The following is a 24,604-nucleotide window of genomic DNA, read 5'->3' on the forward strand; positions in this document are numbered from 1 at the left end:
ATACAAAAGATTGAAAATACAACAGTTATAATTTTACCAGCACAATACATCCTATTTACAATCTTTACAAGAACTTCCCTTCTAATTTTACTTCATCAAAAAAATTAATCTTATGAAAAAGTTCATACTACTCGCTGCTGTATCAGGCACTTTCATGATGTGTAAAAAAGCAGAAGCTACACAGGATAGAATAAATAAAGCCTTCCATTCTGCGGACAGTGCTGCCACAGTTGCTACAGAAACTATTGATCATGTCAGTAAAACGGCTGATAAAGCTCTGGACTCGGCCAGTATTAAAATAAAAGATTTTGAGAATACTAAAAATGACATCCAGCAAAAGATAGAACACACCTCCAAAATGGTGGATTCTTTATCTGATAAAATTGCCCATACAAAACTGGAATCCAAAATAGAAAAGAAGGATTCGGTGGAAAAGGAGATTGAAAAGATTGCAGTAAAAAACCCGGCTCCCAAGGTTATTAAAGAAACCAAAATCATTTATAAAGACAAGCCTGTAAACGACAGCTATGAACTTAATATGGCCAAAAATAAAATGGTGAAATCAGGATATCTTGCCATAAAAGCGGAGAATGCAGAAACAGTAAAGGAAATCATCCGAGAAGAAGTCAGCAGAAATAACGGTTATATCAAAAGTGAAAATCTTTCTTATGTGGAATCCGCATATCTTCATGGAGAGAATCAAAAAGTATACAGCCTGGATATCAAAGTTCCTATCCGGCATTTTGATGATTTGATAGATGCAATCAACAACAATGCGGGAGATATTGACACGAAAGACATTCAGGTTTCAGGACAAAACTATGCAGACAATACCATCTGTACAATTAATGTGAATATCAGTGACCAGGGTAAAACACAAACAGAACCTAAGAGCTTCGGTGGAAAATCACTGGCCGCCATTGAATCCGGCTGGAATGTTATCACTTCCATATTCCTGTTTATCCTTCCATTATGGCCTTTATTTCTTATTGCCGGCATTGTATACTATTTCTATAAAAAGAAGAATAAAAATACGGTTGATAATGATTCTCATTAGTTTTTTAATATTTTTTTAATGAGGTTTAAAACGGATGTTCGATTCTTATTTTTAATTTTATCAAACATTCAACGGAAGTATTTGCTTATTATAAAAATAACTCTTAACTTTAATTGTAAGCAAAATGCAATGAATCTTCGATTACACGAGGTTCAAAGATCAATTTGAAAATTTTATTTCATATATTAATATTTTGTGATTTGGTGTAAAATAAGGCCCTCATATTGAGAGCCTTATTTGTTTTATTTCATATTCACTACCTTATCTACAATAAGCTTTGTTTTTCTTATCTACGGAAGCGCTCCGTTGTACTCTTTATAATGCAGGTAAAAAGTTTTACCGCTGTTGCTTTCCTGAATCAGCTTACCTTCATAGGTTTTGAAGACAGAACCTTTTTTCATAGCATAGTTCAGGTATCCGGATTTTACTCCTTCTCCAAAAAACGAAACAGTACTTATACCAGACAAACACTCACAGTAATAACAGTACAACGTCGAGGGTGATCCATAAAGAACTGCTAATTTTAGGGGACTCTTTTTTCATTAAAGTTGTTTAAACTTTCCAAAACCACAAAAGGCACAAAAAGTTTCATTCTAAAACACTGGAGCTCACTTAAGTAAGTTTAATAGGATACCGCAGAAAAGTTCACTTAAGAGGAACATTTCGACTTCGCTCAATAGGCAAAGATTTTTTACACAACTCAGGTGTACTTATCACGCATAAGGTATGGTTCTGAAAAACTTAAGTGTTTAAAACTTTTGTGCCTAAAATAATGATTATAAAAGTTTAAACTGTCTCATTGTAAAAGTTTATACAAGTTCAATATATTTATAAAAAACAATCAAATTAAAACTCATTAATTTTAAAATACATTGTTCCTGATATTGTCCTGCTGTTTGAGGAATCAATATTAACAAAGCGTATCCTGACATTTGAAGTAGATGTAAGCCTCACAGAAGCAATAGCAACGGCTCCAGGCAGATCAAAATTAGGTGAAATGCTTACCACAGCCTGCGTAGTACCCGGCCTGCTTGCGGCAGGTATCGTTACATTAACATCTAACGTTCCTGCTGAATCAAAAAATCCAAAAGTAGTATTATTTGCACTGCTTATAGTACTATTAATAGTGGACGAAAAGGTAATGGAATTTTTCTGTACAGTTCCTGCACTTCCCAGTTTGTAGCCTCCATTTACGTCCAGGTTGGCAGAAGCAACCGGTGATGATGTATTAACACCTACAGTTGTGAATGTTTTTGTTCCTGCAAAAGACTGATTTCCTGTAGTAACCACTCCTCTTGCCGTGGAACTTGCGTCCGGAATATTAAGTGTCATACTTCCATCTAAGGAGGCCGGTGAACCGGTAACATTCACATTAGTGCCAGAAGTTCCCAGATTCAATGATATTGTACCTAAAGTAGAAGCAGAAACGGGCACCCATGTCGTACCATTCCATTGAAGCAGCTGTTTGTTGGATGCTCCATTCTGTCCCAGAACAACAGGATTAGCTGCTGTTCCGTTCCCTGTTAAAGGACTTGCTGTTGCTACAGAAACTAATGCATTTCCCTGAGCCACAATCTGTGAAGCCGTTACTTTTGTAAATACACCATCATTGTCAAATGCAACGATAGAGTCTTTTGCAGAGGCATTAGAAGCTGTTCCCATGATGTTTCGTACGCGTACTGAACCGTTCACGTCCAGTGTTTCTGTAGGATTGTGTGTGTTAATTCCAACTTGGGAGCTAACGTGCGTGATTGCTCCTGTAAGAAGCAACAGAAATAATGTTCTCATCTTGATGTGATTTATTTGTGAACTTAAAAATAATTAAATTATTGAGTTCCAACATATAAAATCATATTTTTTACTATTTAACACACAGCAATTTCAGACAAGACAGGTAAGCAAAGAGAGGTATGCTTCCAACAATAATATATTTTTCAGTATATCGTAATATTTTTAAAAACAGAGTATCAAAATTGATTAGAAAAAGTAATTCGATGGTATAAAAAGCAACACGATCCGGAAAAAAAAGAGGCTGTCCGAAAAGTTTGGACAGCCTCAATTTTTGCTGATTTTATTCTTACCCCTACAGAAGGAGTATATAAATATCCGAATCCCAGAAGGTGTTACCGACTTTTAGGACACTCCCCTTTCTGTTATTTCATATTCACTACCTTATCTACAATAAACTTTGTGTTTCCTCTCCACGGAAGCGCTCCGTTGTACTCTTTATAATGCAGGTCAAAAGTTTTACCGCTGTTGCTTTCCAGTTGTTTAAAAACTTCGGGGTCATCTACAGAAAATTCAAACTCATAGCTTGTAATAGTTCCTGTTTTTCCTCTTCCAAAGCCTTCCTGAATCAGCTTACCTTCATAGGTTTTGAAGACATAACCTTTTTTCATAGCATAGTTCAGGTATCCGGATTTTACTCCTTCTCCAAAAACGAAATAGTACTTATACCAGACAAACACGCCCAGTAACAGCAGCACGACACCAAGGGTGATCCACAAAGATTTTTTCATAGGTTGTGTGTTTTATAAAATGTTATTTTGCGATGCTTCTGGAAATCACGATCTTCTGAATTTCAGAAGTTCCTTCATAGATCTGAGTGATTTTCGCATCTCTCATTAATCTTTCTACGTGATATTCTTTCACGTATCCGTATCCACCGTGGATCTGTACTGCTTCAATAGTAGTATCCATTGCCACCTGAGAAGCGTATAATTTTGCCATAGCTCCGCTTTCAGAGATATCTTTTCCTTCATCTTTCTCACAAGCTGCTTTAAAACATAACATTCTTGCAGCTGTGATCTGAGTAGCCATATCAGCCAACTTGAATGCAATCGCCTGGTGGTTGATGATTTCAGTTTTGAAAGCTTTTCTTGTTTTAGCATATTTCAATGCCAGTTCGTAAGCACCTGAAGCAATACCTAAAGCCTGAGAAGCAATACCAATTCTTCCTCCGTTCAATACTGCCATAGCAAAGTTGAATCCGAATCCGTCAGCACCAATTCTGTTTTCTTTTGGAACTTTTACGTTATTAAAGATCAAGGAGTGAGTATCACTTCCTCTGATTCCTAATTTGTCTTCTTTCAGTCCGATTTCAAATCCTTCCCATCCTCTTTCAACAATGAAGGCATTAATTCCTTTATGCTTTTTCTCAGGATCTGTCTGTGCAATTACGATATAATAAGTAGCTGTTCCACCATTGGTGATCCAGTTTTTGATACCATTTAAAAGATAGTAATCTCCTTTGTCTTCAGCAGTCGTTTTCTGAGAAGTAGCATCAGAACCAGCTTCCGGCTCAGATAATGCAAATGCTCCGATAACCTGTCCGCTGGCCAGTGGAGTAAGATATTTTACTTTTTGCTCTTCAGAAGCGAATTTTTCAAGACCGGCACAAACCAATGAGTTGTTTACAGACATTACAACAGCTGCAGAAGCATCCACTTTTGCAATTTCCTCCATGGCAAGCACGTAAGAAACGCTGTCCATACCTGCACCTCCGTATTTTGGATCTACCATCATTCCTAAAAGACCCATTTCTCCCATTTTCTTCACCTGTTCTGCAGGAAATTTCTGGTCACGGTCTCTTTCAATCACTCCAGGTAAAAGTTCGTTCTGTGCAAAGTCTCTTGCTGCCTGCTGAATCATCAGCTGTTCTTCCGATAAATTAAAGTCCATAAAAAAAATAATTATATAGCCGTAAATTTACACTTTTTAAGCAAATCTGAAAAAATAAATTAAAAGTGGAAAAAAGGCAGGTTTAATGATAATTGACAGGCATTTCGGGATCCGGGATAATGCGTCAAGAAGACAATATAAAATACGTGGAGAAAAATAAATCTTTATAAAAGAATAATTAAAAGTAAAAAATCCCTATTTAAGAGCTTCCGGCCTTCTTTTTGATTCAAACTGTTATGGTAAGCATTCAACTAATTCCTAATTATCACATTCAAATGTTTTCAATTAAAAAAAATGCTTATATTTAAATTTCTTTATAAATTACGTAAAAAATCATGACGATCAAGAGATTATTCGATATTCCACACTATGCTTTAGAAAAATATCCTAAAACGGATATGTTTGTAACAAAATATCATGGCGAGTGGAGAAAAACTTCTACACAGGAGTTTATTAATGAGGGAAATAAGATATCCAGAGGATTATTGAAGCTTGGGATAAAACCGGGGGACAAAATTGCTTTGATTACTACCAATTCCCGCACAGAATGGGCAATTATGGATTTCGGGCTTTCTCAGATCGGAGTTGTTTCAGTACCGGTTTATCCAAGTATTTCTTCTGAAGACTATGAATTTATTTTCAATAATGCTGAAATTCAGTATTGTTTTGTTTCTGATAAAGAACTGCTGAATAAAGTAATGAAAGTAAAACATAATATTCCGAGTTTACAGGGAATTTTTACTTTCGATAATATCAGTGGAGCGGCCAACTGGAGAGAAATTCTTGACTTGGGCAAGGATGAATCTACGCAAATTGAAGTAGATGATCTTTCCAATGCAATCAACACAGAAGATCTCGCAACAATTATTTATACTTCCGGAACTACGGGAAGACCCAAAGGGGTAATGCTTACGCATAATAATATTGTTTCAAACGTATTAGGAGCCATTCCAAGAATTCCAAAGAGAAGAAGTCTGGATTACAAGGAGACGAGAGCATTAAGCTTCCTTCCTATCTGCCATATTTTTGAAAGAATGCTGTTCTATCTTTATCAGTACAATGGTTTTTCTCTCTATTTTGCTGAAAGCATCGAGAAAATGGGCGAAAACGTAAAAGAAGTGAAACCTCATTATATGACTGTAGTACCAAGACTGGTAGAAAAGGTATATGACAAAATCTATAATACAGGATCTTCAGCAGGAGGGTTAAAATCAAAAATATTCTTCTGGGCGTTGAACCTGATCAGTAAAAAGAAAGTAATTTCCAAACCATCCGGACTTCAGGAAATCATTGCAGACAAGCTTGTATTTTCCAAATGGAGAGAAGGTTTAGGCGGCGAAATTGTGACTTTAGTTTCAGGATCTGCGGCATTGTCTACGAGACTTAACCTGATGTTCCAGAATGCCGGTATTCCAATTCTGGAAGGATATGGTTTAACAGAAACCTCCCCTGTAATTTCTGTAAACAGCTTTGATAAAATGAGAGTGGGAACGGTAGGGATTCCATTGGATAATTTAAAGGTTAAAATTCAGGAAGACGGTGAGATTACCGTAAAAGGTCCTTCTGTATTCAAAGGATATTTTCAGAATGAAGAAATGACAAAAGAAGCTTTTACGGATGATGGCTTCTTCAAAACCGGAGATATCGGACATATCGACAGTGACGGATTTTTACAAATCACCGACCGTAAGAAGGAAATGTTCAAAACTTCCGGAGGAAAATATATTGCTCCCCAGACTATTGAAAATTTAGCAAAAGCGTCAAAATTCATAGAACAGATCATGGTGGTAGGCGATGGTGAAAAAATGCCATGTGCTTTGGTACAGCCTGATTTTGAATTTGCTAAAAACTGGGCGATGAGAAACAATCTTACTATTGGCACTACACCAGTGGAGATTGCCAAAAGTGCTGAGTTGAAGCAGAGAATTGAAAAAGAAATCGAAGGCATCAATGAACACCTTGGAAACTGGGAAAAAATTAAAAAAATTGAGCTTACTCCTGAAGTATGGAGTATTGAAAGCGGATTGCTTACTCCAACTTTAAAACTAAAAAGAAAAGCAATAAAAGAGAAGTTTATAGCTTTGTATAATAAGATGTATGATCATCAGGATTAAAAAATATCAACCGCTTCAAAATGAAGCGGTTTTTTTATAGGTTTAGGCTCTAAAGCTAAGAAGCATATTTGTTTTTGATTCACAGCATTGAGTTTTTGAATCCAATTATAACACAACCTTTGTCATTCCCAAGAATCTGAACTCTATTTTTATACAGTATGGATTCTTGGGAATGACAAGGGAGCATGTTTAAAAGTGGTATTTATTATAAGAAAAGTGGTGCAATATTCAGATCAAAAATAAAAAAAGCTGTCTCATTTCTGAAACAGCTTTTGTATAACTTAAAATCAATAATTAGAATTTAATTACAGATTTCATTTTTTCGTTTTCTTCCATTACCAATTCATCATCAACAAGAATTTTTCCAGAGTGCTCATCAATAATGATTTTCTTTCTCTGAGCAATTTCCATTTGCTTTTGAGGAGGAATAGTGAAGAAAGATCCTTTTGGAGCTCCTCTTTCTAATCCTACAACGGCAAGACCGTTGATAGAGTTTGTTCTGATTCTGTTATAAGAAGCCAATAATCTCTCATCAATTTTAGCTGCGAATTCTTTAGACTGCTCTAAAAGATATTCTTCTTCTTTCTGCGTTTCAGAGATCAAACCATCCAATTCTTCTTTTTTGAATTTCAAGTGGCTTTTCAAATCGTCGATCTTAGCATTCAGTTCAGCTAAAGTTTCGTTTTTGTGAGCAATTTTAGCTCCGAATTCTTTAATTCTTTTTTCAGCAAGCTGAATTTCCAGCTCCTGGAATTCCATTTCTTTTCCTAATGCTTCAAACTCTTTATTGTTTCTTACATTATCCTGCTGAGATTTGTATTTCTCAATTAAAGTTTTAGCATGGTTAATTACTTCATGCTTTGTTTTGATCTGATCGTCCTGCTCTTTTATCTCAGCATGAAATTTTTCAGCTCTTTTTTCAAGACCTTCAATCTCAATTTCAAGATCTTCAACTTCAATTGGCAATTCTCCTCTAGTATTTCGGATTTCATCCAATCTTGAATCAATGATCTGTAAATCGTATAAAGCTCTTAATTTTTCTTCAACTGAAATATCGTTGGTTTTTGCCATATTTAAATGAAATAATTTACTGGGTTTGTTTTTTCAATAGATTTTGAAATTGCAAATGTACTAAATTTTTGTGATAAAATTTCAAATAATTGTTGGGTAACAAATTGTTCTGATTCATAATGTCCTATATCACAGATCAGCATTTTAGACTCGGCTAGAAAATAGTCATGATATTTAAGATCTCCGGTAAGGTAAGCATCACATTTTCTGGATGCTGCAGATCTTATTCCACTTGCTCCTGAGCCTCCCAGCACCCCTACTCTTTTGATTTTTTTATTATTAAATGAAGAATGTTTTATCACCTCCAGACCAAATTTTTCTTTTACCAACCTGAGGAAATCTTTTTCATCCATTTCCTCTTCCAGATCACCATACATGCCTAATCCGGAATGATGATTTTTATTATCCAGACTATAAACCTGATAGGCTACTTCTTCATAAGGATGTGCAGCCTTCATGGCCCCCACAATCTGCCCTTGTTTAAAACCTTCAAAAATTACAGAGATCATATCTTCATCTGCATTTTCGCGAATTCCCTGCTGTCCGGAAAACGGATTTGCACCTTCTGCAGGTCTGAATGTTCCTTTACCGCTCACCGTAAAACTGCATTCATCATAGAATCCTATATTTCCTGCTCCGGCCAAGAACATCGCTTCTTTTACTTTTTCTGAATATTCTTTGGGAACAAAAACCGTCAACTGTTTTAAATTATTTTCCTTTGGCTGAAGAATCTTCATATTCTTTAATCCCAACTGGCTGCATATCCCGTGGTTGACCCCATAGAAATCATTATCAAATGCAGTGTGGACGGCATAGATGGCTACTTTATTTTCAATAGCTTTTAAAACAGCTCTCTCTACGTAGTTCTTTCCTGTTAAGGATTTTAGTCCGGAAAATATGATGGGATGAAAACATACAATCAGATTACAGTTTCTCTCAATCGCCTCATCTACTACATTTTCCAGGGCATCATGGCAAACCAGAATTCCTGATACATCGCGGTCATAAACTCCACACAGCAATCCTACATTATCAAAATCTTCTGCCTGTCTGATGCTTATCTCCTCTTCAATCTTTGCAATTACAGTTTTTAGTTTCATTAATTTATATTTTACGGTTACAGCGAAGATATTAATTTTACCAAAAATCCGGAAAAAATTACCGGCTTTCTTTAACCGGTTTCATTTTGATGGTAAAAAGAATTAAATAAGACTGTTAATCTTTAAAAAGAGATACTATGGTAAAGGATTCTATTACTACACTGCAGTTTATATCAGACTCCATAAAAGCCGATAGCCTTTTCCCGGATCAAAACTTGCAGGCGTTGCAATGGTATAAAAATAAAAGGTAAGAAAGTTACCTGAAATGTTATGTATTATTCGTGTTTTATCAATTATAACAAATTAAAAAACAATTCATTAATTTAAAATAATTCACTTTTCAATAACAGGTTTTTCGTTAACATTTGCAAGATTCTTTCAACAATCATATATTTACCGTATGCTTTATGGAAATTATTAACTTCGCTGTGAAATAACCCTATATAAATGGAAAGAGAACATAATCTGATTCCTGAGGACGCTCTTTGGAAAAGATTCCTTTACCGGATAATTTATCGCTCCGATACGAAGCTTGGAAAACTGTTCGATATCATATTATTATCGTTAATTCTTGCAAGCACTGCAATTATTATGATGGAAAGCGTACCTAAGCTTGATAAAAGATTCCATTATACTTTTCTGATTCTTGAATGGGTGATCTCAATTTTCTTCACCATGGAATATTCTATGCGTATTGCAGTGGTAAAAAATAAGCGGAGTTACCTATTCAGTTTTTTCGGAATTATTGATTTTCTGGCTCTTGTTCCTTTCTTCCTTAGTTTTTTCTTTCCTATTACTAAGTATTTCCTTATTTTCAGGATGCTGAGAATGTTGAGAATCTTCAGGATTTTCAATTTGCTGGATTTTATGAACGATGGATATTTAATTGTAAGGGCTTTAAAGAACAGTTCAAGAAAAATTTACATTTTCCTTTTGTTCCTGATTATTTTCTCGGTTATTGTAGGTTCACTTATGTTTATGGTAGAGGGTGGAAGACAAGGTTTTGAAACAATACCGCAGTCTATTTACTGGGCGGTTGTCACGGTAACTACGGTAGGTTATGGTGATGTATCGCCTATTACGCCTTTAGGGAAGTTTTTCGCTGTTGTTCTGATGCTGGCGGGTTATTCTATCATCGCAGTTCCTACCGGTATTGTAACAGCGGAAATGAGAAACAAAAGACAAAATCTGGAAATGATATGTGAACGCTGTGGTAATGAAGATATTGATGATGATGCAAGGTATTGTAAGAAATGTGGCAAGAAATTAGCTTAATACATCGGTATAAGTAAAATTTATTCACCAAATACCACAAAATCATGGAACCTAAAAAGAAAAACAGACCGAATAGCTTAGTAATTATTCTTTTTGCATTGATTGCACTCATGATCATTATCTACTTTATATTAGTAATGTTCTTCCCTACTGTTTTTGACCTTATGAATAAAGGAGAAATACAGCCTGTACCCAATAAATGATGAGTAATGGGTAATAAGTGACAGGAACAATTTATAATCAACCAGAATTTTCAGAACAAAATAAAAAAGATGAGTAAACAATTTTGCTCATCTTTTTTCATCAATACTTTTCAAATCAAATCCTATACAATTTTCATAAAAAAGGCGGATCAGTGATGATCCGCCTCCCTTTTTATTTAAATGATGAATTATTTTTTAATAGCTTTGATCGTCTGCTTAGATCCGTCTTTCATCTCAAGTGTTACTAAGTAAACTCCCTGCATTAAATCTCTTAAATGGATTGTAGATTCAGGATTAGCAATTGTTTTCACCAGTCTTCCAGCAGCATCAGTCACAGATACATTTTTTACATTTTTCACATCAGAAATATTCAGTGCATCCGTAAATGGATTAGGATAAACCTGGATAGTATTTTTCGCAATAGCCACCTCAGATGTTGCCAGATTAGCATTGTTAATGCTAATATCGTCAATATACAGATTATACTGATCCGGATCTGAATACGCATTAAATCCAAAGAAATACACTCCTGTTGTAGGAACTGTAAACGTTATAGATTCTGTATGGGCCATTTCATCATTGATTGAAGGATAATCTGCTATAGAGCCTGTCATAGCTGCTGCTGCAGGTGAAGTTCCATAGGCAACTTTCAATTTTTCAACATAAGTTGATGAGTTATTACCATATTTATAACTGATTGTATACTGCACTCCTGCGGTTAAGTTCAATCCTTGTGTAAAGAACCATGCATTTCCAGAATTGGAAGAGTTATACTGGTACTTCAACACTTTGGTAGTGAATCCCTGGCTATCGGAAGGAGGATCCATTGTTTCCCAATTGTTTCCTGTTCCGGCATTAACATTGATTGTACAAGCGGGCAGATCCGGAACAGTCACGTTTTCAAAATCTATCGTATAAGGAGTATTCACACTTGAACACAATGTTGTAAAAGCAGCATGATCACTCCATATACTTTTACTTGTTGCACTGCATGCAGATCTTACCCATACATAATAAGCAGTGGAGGCAGCTAAACCAGGAATATTGTAAGTGGTTGCTGTAACTCCTGTAAAATTAGGCGTGCTGGTTGCTGTAGGTGCTGTATTGGTTGTACTGTAATAAATATCATATCCATTTGCAGGCACTGGGGTAGCCGCAGTCCATGAAACCGTAGCTCCTGCAGCAGTAATATTTGAAACAGCTAATGCATTAGGTTCGCTACAAACAGGTGCTACATCTATATTGATATCATCAACATATAATTGATTCATGTTCGCATCAGAATACGCCTGAAATCCAAAATAATAAACTCCTGTGGTTGTGGGTGTGAAATTCGCAAAAGCACTTGTTGCTGTGCTGACAACAATATTTGAATGATCAGCTAATGTATTGGTCATTCCTGCTCCTGTAGCTGTAGTGCCGTAAGCTACTTTTAGTTTTTCAGCATATACAGTTCCTTCTGCATTTGCATATTTATATTTAATTCTGTAGGTCACTCCTGCAGTAAGATTAATACCATTGGTGAAAAACCAGGTATCCGCATTATCAGCATAGTCGTAAGAATACTGAAGAACATTCCCTGTGAATCCCTGAGCATCCAGATCACCTGTCTTCCACATATTTCCTGCACCATCATTAACTACTGAGGTACAACCTGGGATATCAGGCGGGGTTATACTTTCAAAATCCAATGCGTATGGTACCCCTACAGCAACACACGACGTCATAAATGTTGCCATTTGAGACCATGCACTCTTATTTGAAGAACTGCATACAGAACGTACCCATACGTGATAAGTAGTTGCTGGAGCAAGTGAAGGCAGGTTAGCAGTTAATCCGCTGCTTGTTCCGGAAACCACTGTAGCAGCAGTAGGATATGCACTGGAAGTTGAATAATAATATTCATAACCGCTTCCTGGCACTGAAGATGGAGCTGTCCATCCTACCTGGGCAGAATTGGCAGTTACAGCAGAAACAGTTAAAGCAGACGGTGCAAAACATGTTGGAACAGCACCGATTACGACCGTATAATCGTGAGCTTCTCCATATCCATTTGTATTACAAGGAATAGGATCACTGGAAAAGCGATCTGCCACCCTCATTCTATACGTGCCCGGAGTAACTGTAGAAGGAATTGTTATAAGTCCTGCGGTTATATTATTTCCTCCCACAAGCGTACTACTTGCTGAAGCTACAAGTTCCGGAGCTGCATCATCAAAAGTTCCGTCGTTATTGAAATCTATCCATATACGTACATTCTGATCACTATAACCATGTTTAACGCTAAAATCATAACTTAAACCTGCACTCAGGTTGATCATCATAGAAGTATAATCTCCATATGCATCAGTAGAACAACCTGTATTAGAATGATCAAATCCTGCACCCGGAATTGCAAAAGTATCTATCACATCCCCTCCACTACAGCCACTAGCAAATGCAGGTGTACAATACGTCTGCGCAGAGGATAAAAAGCCAGTCATTAATAAACCAACGAGTAAAAAGTTTTTCATATAAATCAATATTAGTTACTCAAATCTAGTGAAAATCAACAATAAAAAAAATATTTTTTTCATTATATGATAACAAATACAAATTTTCTTTTAACAAAAGATAATTTCACTTATAAAAAAAGAGACTGCTCGAAATGAACAGTCTCTCTTTTCTATTTATAAGAAATTATTTTATCTCTTGATTGCTTTAACGGTTTGTTTAGATCCGTCTTTCATATTCAAAACAACCAAATACAATCCTTCTTTAAGATCTCTCAACTGAAGTTCAGAGGAAGGTTTTTCAATGGTTTTAACCAATCTTCCGGCAGAATCAAGAATGGAAACTGATTTTACTTTATCCGGTTTTGCAATATTCAATACGCTTGTGAATGGATTTGGGTGTACTTCTATAGTTTCTGTGGCTTTAGAAACTTCAGAAACTCCCAAAGTCCCTTTGGAAATAGTAATTGTAAAAGGAAATTCTACAAAATCCACGGTTGAACTTCCATCCCCAACATTCACATAATACACAGTTCCCGGAACAGTATCAATAGATATTGGTGTTGAATGCCAAACACTGGTAATACAAGTTAAACTTCCACACCCTCCTTTATAAACTCCTACCCTAGGAAATCCATTTCCTATAGGTGATACTATAATTTTATGAGTAGAACCATCCCCTGTAAACGTAAACCATGTACCATCATTCATTGCCGGGCTACAAGCTGTAACAAATCCATTATTATTAGTTGCAGCTAACGCATCTGTTTGTGTGTAACTATAAGGAAATACAGAAGCAACCAAAGCTCCGGAACAACTGTCATTAACAGGAACCGGAGGCAATGTTCCAATACATATATTAAATCCGACAACTTCACTGGGGTATTTAGTATTAAATACTCTTATATAATAAGTTTGGCCTATTGTAAGTCCGGAAACCCCACCCATAAGATGTGCACATTTAATACTTGTAAGGTTACCACAATCACCACTGAAAAGCTGAAAGTAGGTTTCAGTACCGGACTGTACCCCAAGAGAGACCAAATCTTTCAAATGAATAAAATGACCTGTTGCAGTAGCCGTAAACTTAAACCATACATCTCCTGGTTTTGCAACACCATTGCATGTAGGAGCTGATATATTCGACGCTGTAGCCCCCATTGTACTTCCTGCTGTTACAACTGCACAATTCAAATCAGAATTTACAGGCAAAGTAATTGCATTTATACACTCATCATTGGAAGGTGGTGGCGTAAGGTCTGTCCCTATACATATACCAAAATCCATAGCACTGGATTGTCCTGTCAAGCTACTATAAACCCTTATATAATAAGTATCTCCTACTGTAAGATTATCTACAGCCAAAGCATTCAGATAAGAACAGGAAAGACTAGCTAAACTATTACAATCCCCCTTATAAACCTGAAAACGTAAAGTAGGAGCATAAAATACCGGGACTTTATAGATAATATTGCTTAATTTAATAACATGCTTACTGCCTGTTGCTGTAAATTTGAACCATACATCAGAATTAGGACTATTATAGCAAGTAACAGGTGACAGACTGGAATCTGTTGCGGATATAATGGTTCCTTGAGTAATGCTTGCACAATTCAAATCAGGATTTACAGGTAAATCTATTGCATTTCCACATTCATCATTGACTGGTGGTGGCGGAAACGTTACCACACATATATCAAAATTTTGAGCAGCACCATAATTAGCACGAGTAAATACTTTTACATAATAAGTTTCACCTGGAGTAAGATCATTTACAATTGAATAATATTGAGCTTCGTCGCTACATGCAATAGTTGTTAAGTTACCACAGCTTCCTTTAAAAACAGAAAAATATATAAACTTATTATTTACTGCTCCTACGGAGGTTATATTACTTAATTTAATCATATGTTTGGAAGCTATAGCAGTAAATTTGTACCACACATCATTATGACTATAAGAATTAATACATGAATTTTGCCCCTGATTAGATACAGACGCCATCAAATTTGTACCAGGAGTAAAATTTGTACAATCTATAGTTGGGCTCACAACCAATTCCACAGCGTCTGCACACTCATCATTAGATGGAGTTAATGATGCAGTTGTAAACTTGATATTAGCACAACCGTAGGATTCTCCTGTTGATCCTACTGCCGTCACCTTAAGATAATATGTTGTAGTCAGTGAAAGCGGAGACGATGGTGTGAAACTTGTTCCCGTTACAGATTGTTGATTTACCACATCAGTTCCTCCTGGTGTAGTCCCTATTGAAACTTTGTAACTTGTCGCTCCTTGTGATGCAGCCCAGGTAATCACGGATGAAGTAGGTACAAGCACTGCATTATTAACAGGATAAGACACTGCAGGGCATACTGGTAAAATACTCGGCACCAAACCCTTAAGAGTTATTACAGATTTATATGGCAAAACATTTCCCTGATTGTTGGTAGAAGGATCTCCAAAACCAGGATCTAAAATATAGAGCCCCCCTCCTTCTGTAGTATTGTAGACAAAAAATTGATTAGAAGGATTGTCATTAGATACCTTTCCATGAACTGCAACTATTAAGTTCTGGACATTATCATATGCAAAAGGAGTCGTAAAGGTTATATCTATAATTCCATTTACATTATAAATAGCACCAGAATAAACTTTTGTCATTTGTCCGCTTGAAATCCAGTTATCATTAGGCGCAAAGGTGGTTTTTGTAGTATGTCCTATGTATACATCCCAAGTTGACGAGTACCCTGGATTTGCAGAAGAAGTTACATAAAATTTAAGCCCGGTAATATTTCCTGCGGCATCAGAATTAATTTCTTGCTTTGTAAAAATCTGCTGAGAATAAGAAGTACTATAATCAGTATTGACCGGAGCATTACCAGTATCTGTACTTCCTGCACCTAATTTGATTTGAGCACTTAGTACAATATTTAACATCAGTAAGCATAAAAATAAGATTTTTTTCATGTATAAGTTTTTGGCTATTAATACGTCTACGAATTTACAATAATTTGAAACATCTTTTTTTTAAGTAAAAAAATAATGAGAAGTCCCTGGAAAAACACATCACAAATAACAAAAAAAAACGACAGCCAGAAGCTGTCGTTTCATAGGATATGATTAATAAATTTTATCTCTTAATTGCTTTAAGGGTTTGTTTAGACCCGTCTTTCATATTCAAAACAACCAAATACAATCCTTCTTTAAGATCTCTCAACTGAAGTTCAGAGGAAGGTTTTTCAATGGTTTTAATCAATCTGCCGGAAACATCAACAATTGAAACAGACTGTACTTTGGATACATCAGAAATTGTTAGCGTATCAGTAAACGGATTAGGATATACATTAATCTTATTTTCTTTTACTGCAGTTTCAGAAGTTGCCAGATTTGGATTTTGTTTTATTTCAACATTATCTAAAAGAACATCATCATAGTAATATCCATTACCACTCACATTTTTATCTACAGTAAACCTTACCTGAATAGTAGCTCCGATATAAGAAGCCGCTAATGGAACCACAACCGTTCTCCATTGATTTAAGTTGGTATTATCACTAAAGATGGCTACCCAGCCGTTTCCATCATTTACTTCAACGGTAAGCTTATTATTATCATAAGTAGAAGGTGAAACCGTAGTAGTAGATACTGTAGAGTGATTTTTAAACCAGTCAAAAGAAACAATAGGTGCAGTTAATCCTGTTAAATTTACAGAAGGAGTAACCAATTGCACGGTATTAACACCTGCTCCAGCATATGGTGAACTTGCGTCTACCCAAGCGTACGTACCTGCAGCCTTGCCGTTATTAGCCGGACTTGCACCATAATCTGCACTTCCTGCAAATTTCCAGAAAAGAGTAGCATCAGTAGTTGTTGCCGAAGGATTTATATTATTCCAGCAGTTTGGTGCTGCTCCACTATCAAAGTTTTGAACAAAAGGTGCCATAACAGTTCCACAAAGAGTATTAAATGTAGCAACAATACTCCATGCACTCTTATCAGAAGAACTACAAACCGATCTTACCCATAAATAATAAGTAGTAGAAGGAGAAAGCCCTGATAAAGGAGCTGAAGTTGTGGTACTCGTTCCTAAAGCTACAGTAGACGCTGTAGGAGCTGTACTGCTTGTAGAATAGTAATATTCATATCCAACTCCAGGAGCGGTAGCTGGGGCAGTCCAGGAAGCATTTGCTGCATTGACTGTCATCCCCGAAACAGTAACAGCCAATGGTTCAGAGCAGCTAGGAGTCACATCTATATTGATATCATCCACATAAATCTGGTTCATATCAGCAAGAGAATATGCCTGGAACCCTATATAATAAACTCCTGTTGCACCTGGCGTAAAGTCTGTAAAAGTATTTGTAACAGTTCCACCGATAATATTACCATGATCTGCTATGATATTCGTCATTGCTGCACTTGTAGCGGAAGATCCGTAAGCAACTTTTACTCTTTCAGGATACTGTGTTGCACCCGTTGCATTTGCATATTTATATTTAATTCTGTAGCTAACTCCGGCAGTAAGATTTAAACCTTGTGTGAAAAACCATGTATTGGCAGCATTAGAAGTATTATAGGAATAATTAAGCACTTTCCCTGTAAAGCCAGTAGGAGCAGTTGCTGTTTTCCATAAATTTCCGGAACCACTGTTAACCACTGTTGTACAAATTGGTAATGCAGGTGTTGTAACGTTTTCAAAATCTAAAGTATAAGGTAAATTAGATGAATTACATATGGTCTGGAATGATCTTACCGTACATGCCGTAGCAGGTCCTGCAATATTAGCTGTATAAGCAGTTACAGAATAATAATAAGTAGTCGCAAAACTTAAAGGAGCAGCGAAAGTGTAAGAATTATTGGCCCCACCAGTAATATCCATATCTACAATATCATTTCCTCCTGAGGTAGTTCCAACTTTCAGTTTGTAGCCGGCTGCGCCATTTATTGCATTCCATGTGATCGTAGGTGTTACACTTACTCCTGTAGCACTGGATGCAGGAGCTGTAACGGTAGGACACAGACCAAGTGTTGTAAAGTTAGCAGAGCTTGACCAAACTCCTTTATCTGTCCCATTACAGTTTCCTCTTACCCAATAATAATACTGAGTTGAAGGAGTCAGACCAGATATATTAGCTGTTGTTACGCCAGCAACTACAGATCCTGAAGGCGTAGCCGTTGCAAGCGGAGTTGTTGAAGATGTGGAATAATAATACTCATATCCATTACCCGGAGGTGTTGTAGAAGCTGTCCAGCTTATTGTTGCTGATTCAGGAGTTACAGCAGAAGAAGAAAGACCTGTTACCGTACTTGCACAGTTAGCTGTAGTTGTAAAAGATCCTGAAGAGGCATACCCATTCCCCGTTCCGGCTGCATTTGGAATATGAGAGTATATGGATTGTACCGATCCATTTAAAGCCTGAACCTGAACCTGGTAACTTGTATTCTGAGTCAGACCTGAAATTGTAGCTGAAGCAGCAGAAACCGGGTTACCAACAAGGTCGGTCCAATCACAGCTTCCAACTTCTCTATACTGAACATTGTAGGCTGTTGCACCTGTCGGAGCTGTCCAGTTTACAGTGGCAGCATTATTGGTAATTGCAGTGGCGGCCGTAAAAGTTCTAACCGGAGCCTGTGTGCCTGGTGTCCATTTATATTGCAACCCAGCCGGGATTTTAACACTAGCATTGGTTGCACTGGAAAAAACCATTGTGCTGTTATTAGCATTACCTGTAACAGCTTTAGACCAGTCGCAGGTAGTTCCGGAAGGCACATTTCCTATCATCAGGGAATTTACATTGGATGCAAAGGTAGTACTGTTTCCTCTTATTCCTACCTGTGGAGTACTTCCTGAAGTACTGGTTCCCGGATCTGTACAGCTTCCATAAATGATCTTTATTTCACCAGTAGCGTAAACCAATCTGATCTGAAAATTTAATTTTTCTGTAGATCGGTTAAAGTAGTTGGCATGATCCTGCCACTGTACAACAAATTCAGTTCCTAGATCTTCATATCGAACTTCATGATTTCCTGCGGGCTGAGTTGTATCAGATGATGAAAAACCTCCATCCTGTCCAAAAGCAGAAATTGCTCCTGTAGTAGAACCCAAAGAAGACAAAGGAGTATAATTTGTCCCTGAAGGAGCCGCTCCAAATGTTATAAATCCGTTGGCACTCACATAGCATGTTGTCATGGCAACACCTCCAAAATTAAAAGGAGAAGACAATGTAATCGCAGCAGACACATCATTGTCGTAAGTCGTATTAGTCCCGGAAGGGAATAATTTCGTACCTCCTGTAATGGAAGTATAAGCCACCCCGGTACTTTTTGAAAAAGTATAGTTGGCGACATCAGTTTGTGCATAAACTCCCATACTCACGGAAGCTAAACACGAAAGTAATAATTTCTTCATAAAATAGTAATAATAATAGTTAGGACGGTAAATTTATAAATATTAATTTAATTTTTAAACGAAATATTAAAAAATATCACAAAATATTAAATAAAAAATAAAAAAAACAGCTATTAAAATACAATAAAATCAAACGTTTATTTAATTTTAAGATTTATTTCATAATTCATTGAAAAATATTAATTAAATAATAATCAAATACTTAACTAATATACAATTAAAATAGACTTCAGATTTTTTTTCTATTTAACATAAAAAACTATTTAAAATTTTTCATGAATATTGACAATATATAAACAAAAAAAGAGTGACAGAAGCCACTCTTTATACATTATAATCTACTATTCTAGTTTAAATAAAACTCATATTTATTCAGAAGCTGAATTTCTTTAATCAGGTCTCCATTGAGATCCACCGAATGTTTCATAGACTGCACTTCAATATGAGAGTCATCTTCGAGGTTTTTGATAAAGAATTTCAGTTTTTGATTTCCTTTGTTTCTGTCGAGAACCGTTCTGAAAAAATCAAGATCTTCAGGCCTTACATCCATTACATCCATTACTAAAGATATACTTTTGGCAAATCGTTCAAATGCTTCCTGAAGTTCTATCACATCATTTACATTCACGAAGACTCTTCCATCTTTTACCTGCGCAAATTTTATTTTAAAAATAACAAATCTCTGAACTTCCAATTTCTCTTTCAATCTCATATAGTCCCTATCTCCAAGCCTGAATGAGTACGAACCGGAATAATCTTCCAGAGTAACAAAAGCTACTTTCTCACCACTTCTGAAACCATCCTGAACTCTATATTCGGTAATAAGACCGGCTACAGTATATTCTTTCCCGCCACCTCCATTTTCTCTTTCTTTCTGAAGGGTTTTCCAGTCTTTCTTTTTCTCTTCAAATAACTCTTCCTGTTTATTCGAAAAAGCCTGTTCCTTGTAAGCATCTACCTCATCAAGATTCAGGAATAAGAAGTTTCCTTTTGGCTCTGCTTTTTTAGTCACTTCTTCTATTACTTCTTCTTCACCCGCCATTACATCATCCGATACAATTTCTGTAAGATCTGCAGCTTCATCCTGGGCGTCCTGCTCCAAAACAGGTGCTTCATCTGTTACCACTTTATCTTCATCATTTTTCTCAAGAACCGATTTTTTGGAAAGCTGTCCCTGCATAAACTGGAACTGATACTTAAACTCATCCAGCGGATGTGCAGAAAGATAAAAACCAATAATCTCTTTTTCTTTATTAAGCTTATGCATATTCGGCCATTCGGGGCATGGTGCTAATTTTGGCTGTTCAATCTGAACTTCTTCTGCAAAATCAGCAAATAAAGAATGCTCCATTTCGTTTTTGCTTTCCTGGAAGCTCTGTCCATATCTGATCAGTCTTTCAAGATTTGTCTTTCCAGCCATGTCAATATCAAAATACTGTCCTCTGTGAAAAGCATCCAATTCGTCAAAAGCACCGGCAAGCACTAAACTTTCTGCTACCCTTTTGTTCATCTGTGAAGGCAATATCCTTTCAAAGAAATCGTAAATATTCTTGAATCTTCCGTTTTCTCTTTCTCTTGTAATTGCTTCACTCGGCCCTTCGCCAATTCCTTTAATCGCTCCCAATCCAAAACGGATCTGTCCTTTTTCGTTTACAGAGAATTTGTATTGAGATTCATTCACATCCGGCCCTAAAACATCTACTCCCATACTTTTACAATCTTCCATAAACATGGTAATTGAATCTGTATTGTTAATGTTGTTACTCATCACACTCGCCATATATTCTGCAGGATAATTGGCTTTTAAAAATGCCGTTTGATAAGCGATGAATGCATAACAAGTTGAGTGAGATTTGTTGAAGGCATATTCTGCAAAGGCCTTCCAGTCATTCCAGATTTTCTCTAATCTCTCTTCATTCAGGTTGTTCTTTCTACCTCCTTCAATGAATTTTGGGTACATTTTATTAAGAACGTCAATCTGCTTTTTACCCATTGCTTTCCTCAAAGTATCGGCTTCACCTTTCGTAAAGTTGGCCAATTTCTGGGACAAAAGCATTACCTGCTCCTGATAAACGGTAATCCCATATGTTTCTTTTAAATATTCTTCTGTTTCCGGTAAGTCGTAAACAATTTCTTCAATTCCATGTTTTCTGTTGATGAAGTTTGGAATGTATTTAATAGGACCAGGGCGGTACAATGCGTTCATAGCAATAAGATCGGCAAAAACTGTGGGTTTAAGCTCCCTCATGTATTTTTGCATCCCGGGACTTTCATACTGGAAAATTCCTACCGTTCTTCCTTCTTTAAACAATTGATACGTTTTGGCATCATCAAGCGGGATAAGATCAGGATCAATATCTATATTATATCTTGCTTTTACCAGCTTCAATGCATCTTTAATGATAGTCAATGTTCTCAACCCAAGGAAGTCCATTTTCAAAAGGCCGGCACTTTCCGCAACGGAGTTATCGAATTGAGACACCAGAATATCTGCATCTTTCGCCGCTATTGTCACCGGAACCAGATTACTTACATCTTCGGGTGTAATAATCACACCACAGGCGTGAATTCCTGTATTTCTGATACAGCCTTCCATCTTTTTGGCACTTGCCAACACTCCGTGTCGTGCATCATCAGGACTGTTAAGAACATATCTCATCTCATCAACAAGCATCTGTTCTTCCGGTTTTAATTTATCGTATTTCGCTAAAGCTTTTGCAATGTTCATTCCCGGACTCGGAGGAATCAGCTTAGCAATATTATTTGTGTCAGGAATGGGAACATCCAAAACTCTTCCGGCATCTTTAATAGCAGATTTACCACCCAACACCGAGTAAGTAATAATCTGTGCTACCTGAGTTTTCCCGTATTTTTCAACTACCCATTTGATAATTTTATCTCTTCCCTCATCATCAAAGTCAATATCAATATCAGGCATGGAAATCCTTTCCGGATTCAGGAATCTCTCAAAAAGGAGGTCATATTTAATTGGGTCCACATTGGTTATTCCGATGCAATACGCTACTGCTGATCCTGCGGCAGAACCCCTTCCCGGGCCAACCCAAACTCCCATATTCCGGGCTTCATTACAAAAGTCCTGTACAATAAGGAAGTATCCTGGATAACCGGTATTGGCGATAACCTCAAGCTCAAAGTCAAGACGTTCTTTAATTTCATCCGTTATTCCGGTTTCCACATATCTTTTCTTGGCTCCTTCATAGGTAAGATAGGTAAGATAAGCCATCTCCCCTCTCTTCCCTCCGTCTATCTCATCTTCTGCATGAATAAACTTTTCCGGAATATCAAACTTAGGAAGAAGTACATCTCTTTTTAAAGTATAGGGTTTAAATTTCGCCGTAAATTCTTCATAAGCATCAAACGCATCAGGATAAGCTAAAAAGGCTTCTTTTATTTCGTCGGAACTTTTGATATAATACTCGCCTGTTGCAAGACCTCTTCTTTTACCAAATCCTTTTCCAACGGGTGTTGTTAGTTTTTCCCCATCTTTAATACAGCTTACAATATCCTGGATATTAGAATCATCCTTATTGGTATAAAAAGTTTCGTTCTGAGCCAGGATTTTAACATCGTATTTATCCGCCAGATACAACAGAACTTCATTTAAATGCTCTTCTTCAGGCAGTTTATGATTCTGAATCTGTACATAAAAATCATCCTCAAAGGTATCTTTCCACCATTTGAAAAGCTCTTCCCCTTTCTGCTCACCGGTATTTAAGATCGCATCAGGAATATCTCCCATAATTCCGGAAGTTAAAGCAATAACCCCTTCTTTATATTGGGCTATCAATTCTCTGCTCACCCTTGGAACTCCAAAATAGAATCCTTTCAGGAATCCGATACTGGAAAGTTTTGCCAGATTTTTATACCCGTTAAAATCTTTTGCCAGCAGCACTACCTGAGTTCTCCTGTCCGGATCATCTTTGGTAAACTGCTTTTGCTCGTAACGCTCCGAAATATAAAATTCGCAACCTACAACTGGGATAAGTGGTTCGGAAACAGGCTCAACTTCATTAAACTCTGTTCCGTTTTCTTCTGCTTCCTGTTTTTTTGCCAGGTATTCCTTATGCTTCTTTGCCCTGTCACCATTAGCACTCTCCACCGCTGAAACGAATTTAAAAGCACCCATCATGTTTCCCAAGTCCACCATACCTACAGCAGGGAAGTTTTCCTCAGAAGCTTTTCTAATCAGATCATTGATGCTTGAAGTAGCGGTAAGTGTGGAAAAAACACTGTGATTATCAAAATTGAAATATTTACCTAAATCAATTTCATCAATACTTCCGAAATCCTGCTGCTTTTTCTTATTATGAAAATCTGCAACCTGCCTTCTGATAACAATATTGAAAGGCTTGATAGGATCCGGATAAAGACTTCTGAAATAAGCGAGCTGATCTTCGGAAATCTTTAATGTTTCAGCGGGTACTACTCCAATTCTCACCATTTCAAAGAAAGCTCTGGCAGTAGCATTTACATCGGCAGCGGCATTATGGGCTTCATCAAATTTGTTTCCAAAAAGTTTTTCATACAATTCTTCAAGTTTCGGGGGCTTGAATCTTCCTCCACGTCCTCCGCCAAGCTGGCAGAAATCGGTTCCCAAAATCATGGTATCTGCTTTGGGTTTTTCCTGAAGGTTATCCTTCATGTTTTTTCTGTAAAACTCTGCTCCTACAATATTATAGTCGAATTCTACATTATGTCCGGATACAACTCTTACCCTTTCAAGAACTTTAGAAAACTCTTCAAGAATCTCCTGCAGATCTCGTCCTTCTTCATTGGCAATCTTGGTTGTGATCCCATGAATACGTGCTGCGTTGAAGGGAATATCATATCCTTCAGGTTTTATTATATAATCCTGGTTTTCAATCAATTTTCCATCATCATCATGTACCTGCCATGCAATCTGAACCATTCTTGGCCAGTTATCCGAATCTGAAAGCGGAGCGTTGAAATTTTTTGGTAAACCGGTTGTTTCTGTGTCAAAAATTAAATACATATAATGTTCTAACTTTTATATAAAAAGAGAATGTAAAGTTACTTCATTTTTTCCAATTATTAGTTTATGATAAAACACAAAAACCTACAACATTCAGAATAGTTAAACAGTTATTTTTTGTAAAAAAACAACCAATTCAAATAATATTGAAATAAAATATTAAAAATTAATTAAAAAAATTAGAA

General features: G+C 36.6%; 13 protein-coding genes and 1 pseudogene. 4 read left to right on the forward strand and 10 right to left on the reverse strand.

Features of this window, described 5'->3' with window-relative positions; translation table 11 throughout:
- Positions 1-112: 112 nt before the first annotated feature.
- The gene (locus tag BW946_RS07980; protein WP_076595669.1) at positions 113-1,057 is read left to right on the forward strand and encodes a DUF4349 domain-containing protein; all 945 of its coding nucleotides are present in this window, start codon (positions 113-115) and stop codon (positions 1,055-1,057) included.
- Between the two features lie 290 nt (positions 1,058-1,347).
- Here BW946_RS07980 and BW946_RS07985 read toward each other — a convergent pair.
- The 4 genes and pseudogenes from BW946_RS07985 to BW946_RS08000 form a co-directional block, all read right to left on the reverse strand.
- A pseudogene (locus BW946_RS07985) lies at positions 1,348-1,528 on the reverse strand (hypothetical protein).
- Between the two features lie 375 nt (positions 1,529-1,903).
- Positions 1,904-2,845, reverse strand: a complete 942-nt coding sequence (locus BW946_RS07990; RefSeq protein WP_076595670.1) for a hypothetical protein — start codon at positions 2,843-2,845, stop codon at positions 1,904-1,906.
- A 365-nt stretch (positions 2,846-3,210) separates the two neighbouring features.
- Complete coding sequence (locus BW946_RS07995; protein WP_076595671.1) at positions 3,211-3,576, reverse strand: hypothetical protein; 366 nt, start codon at positions 3,574-3,576, stop codon at positions 3,211-3,213.
- Positions 3,577-3,598: 22 nt separating this feature from the next.
- Positions 3,599-4,738, reverse strand: a complete 1,140-nt coding sequence (locus BW946_RS08000) for an acyl-CoA dehydrogenase (RefSeq protein ID WP_076595672.1) — start codon at positions 4,736-4,738, stop codon at positions 3,599-3,601.
- A gap of 335 nt (positions 4,739-5,073) precedes the next feature.
- Between BW946_RS08000 and BW946_RS08005 the strand changes: the two genes are divergently transcribed.
- Complete coding sequence (locus BW946_RS08005; protein WP_076595673.1) at positions 5,074-6,852, forward strand: AMP-dependent synthetase/ligase; 1,779 nt, start codon at positions 5,074-5,076, stop codon at positions 6,850-6,852.
- 294 nt (positions 6,853-7,146) lie between these two features.
- Here BW946_RS08005 and BW946_RS08010 read toward each other — a convergent pair whose 3' ends face one another.
- Both BW946_RS08010 and BW946_RS08015 read right to left on the reverse strand, forming a co-directional pair.
- Positions 7,147-7,923 carry a zinc ribbon domain-containing protein gene (locus tag BW946_RS08010; protein WP_076595674.1) on the reverse strand — a complete coding sequence of 259 codons (777 nt, stop codon included), beginning with the start codon at positions 7,921-7,923 and terminating at the stop codon, positions 7,147-7,149.
- Positions 7,924-7,925: 2 nt separating this feature from the next.
- Entirely contained in the window at positions 7,926-9,023 is a 1,098-nt protein-coding gene (locus BW946_RS08015; protein ID WP_076595675.1) for a Nif3-like dinuclear metal center hexameric protein, read from the reverse strand.
- Positions 9,024-9,470: 447 nt separating this feature from the next.
- Between BW946_RS08015 and BW946_RS08020 the strand changes: the two genes are divergently transcribed.
- Positions 9,471-10,298, forward strand: a complete 828-nt coding sequence (locus tag BW946_RS08020) for an ion transporter (RefSeq protein ID WP_076595676.1) — start codon at positions 9,471-9,473, stop codon at positions 10,296-10,298.
- 44 nt (positions 10,299-10,342) lie between these two features.
- The gene (locus BW946_RS21370; protein ID WP_168801950.1) at positions 10,343-10,501 is read left to right on the forward strand and encodes a hypothetical protein; all 159 of its coding nucleotides are present in this window, start codon (positions 10,343-10,345) and stop codon (positions 10,499-10,501) included.
- A gap of 188 nt (positions 10,502-10,689) precedes the next feature.
- Here the strand turns inward: BW946_RS21370 and BW946_RS08025 are convergent, their stop codons facing one another.
- The 4 genes from BW946_RS08025 to dnaE form a co-directional block, all read right to left on the reverse strand.
- A complete protein-coding gene (locus tag BW946_RS08025) occupies positions 10,690-13,014 on the reverse strand; it encodes a GEVED domain-containing protein (protein WP_083688809.1) in 2,325 nt (774 codons plus the stop codon).
- A 171-nt stretch (positions 13,015-13,185) separates the two neighbouring features.
- Positions 13,186-15,963, reverse strand: a complete 2,778-nt coding sequence (locus BW946_RS08030) for a T9SS type A sorting domain-containing protein (RefSeq protein WP_083688810.1) — start codon at positions 15,961-15,963, stop codon at positions 13,186-13,188.
- Between the two features lie 163 nt (positions 15,964-16,126).
- Positions 16,127-19,405, reverse strand: a complete 3,279-nt coding sequence (locus tag BW946_RS08035) for a fibronectin type III domain-containing protein (protein ID WP_083688811.1) — start codon at positions 19,403-19,405, stop codon at positions 16,127-16,129.
- A gap of 346 nt (positions 19,406-19,751) precedes the next feature.
- On the reverse strand, positions 19,752-24,419 hold the full coding sequence (gene dnaE, locus BW946_RS08040; protein ID WP_076595680.1) for a DNA polymerase III subunit alpha: 4,668 nt from the start codon (positions 24,417-24,419) through the stop codon (positions 19,752-19,754).
- Between the last annotated feature and the right edge of the window lie 185 nt (positions 24,420-24,604).

Origin of the sequence: Chryseobacterium sp. RU33C, assembly GCF_900156015.1 — a bacterium.
Taxonomy (GTDB): Bacteria; Bacteroidota; Bacteroidia; order Flavobacteriales; family Weeksellaceae; genus Chryseobacterium; species Chryseobacterium candidae.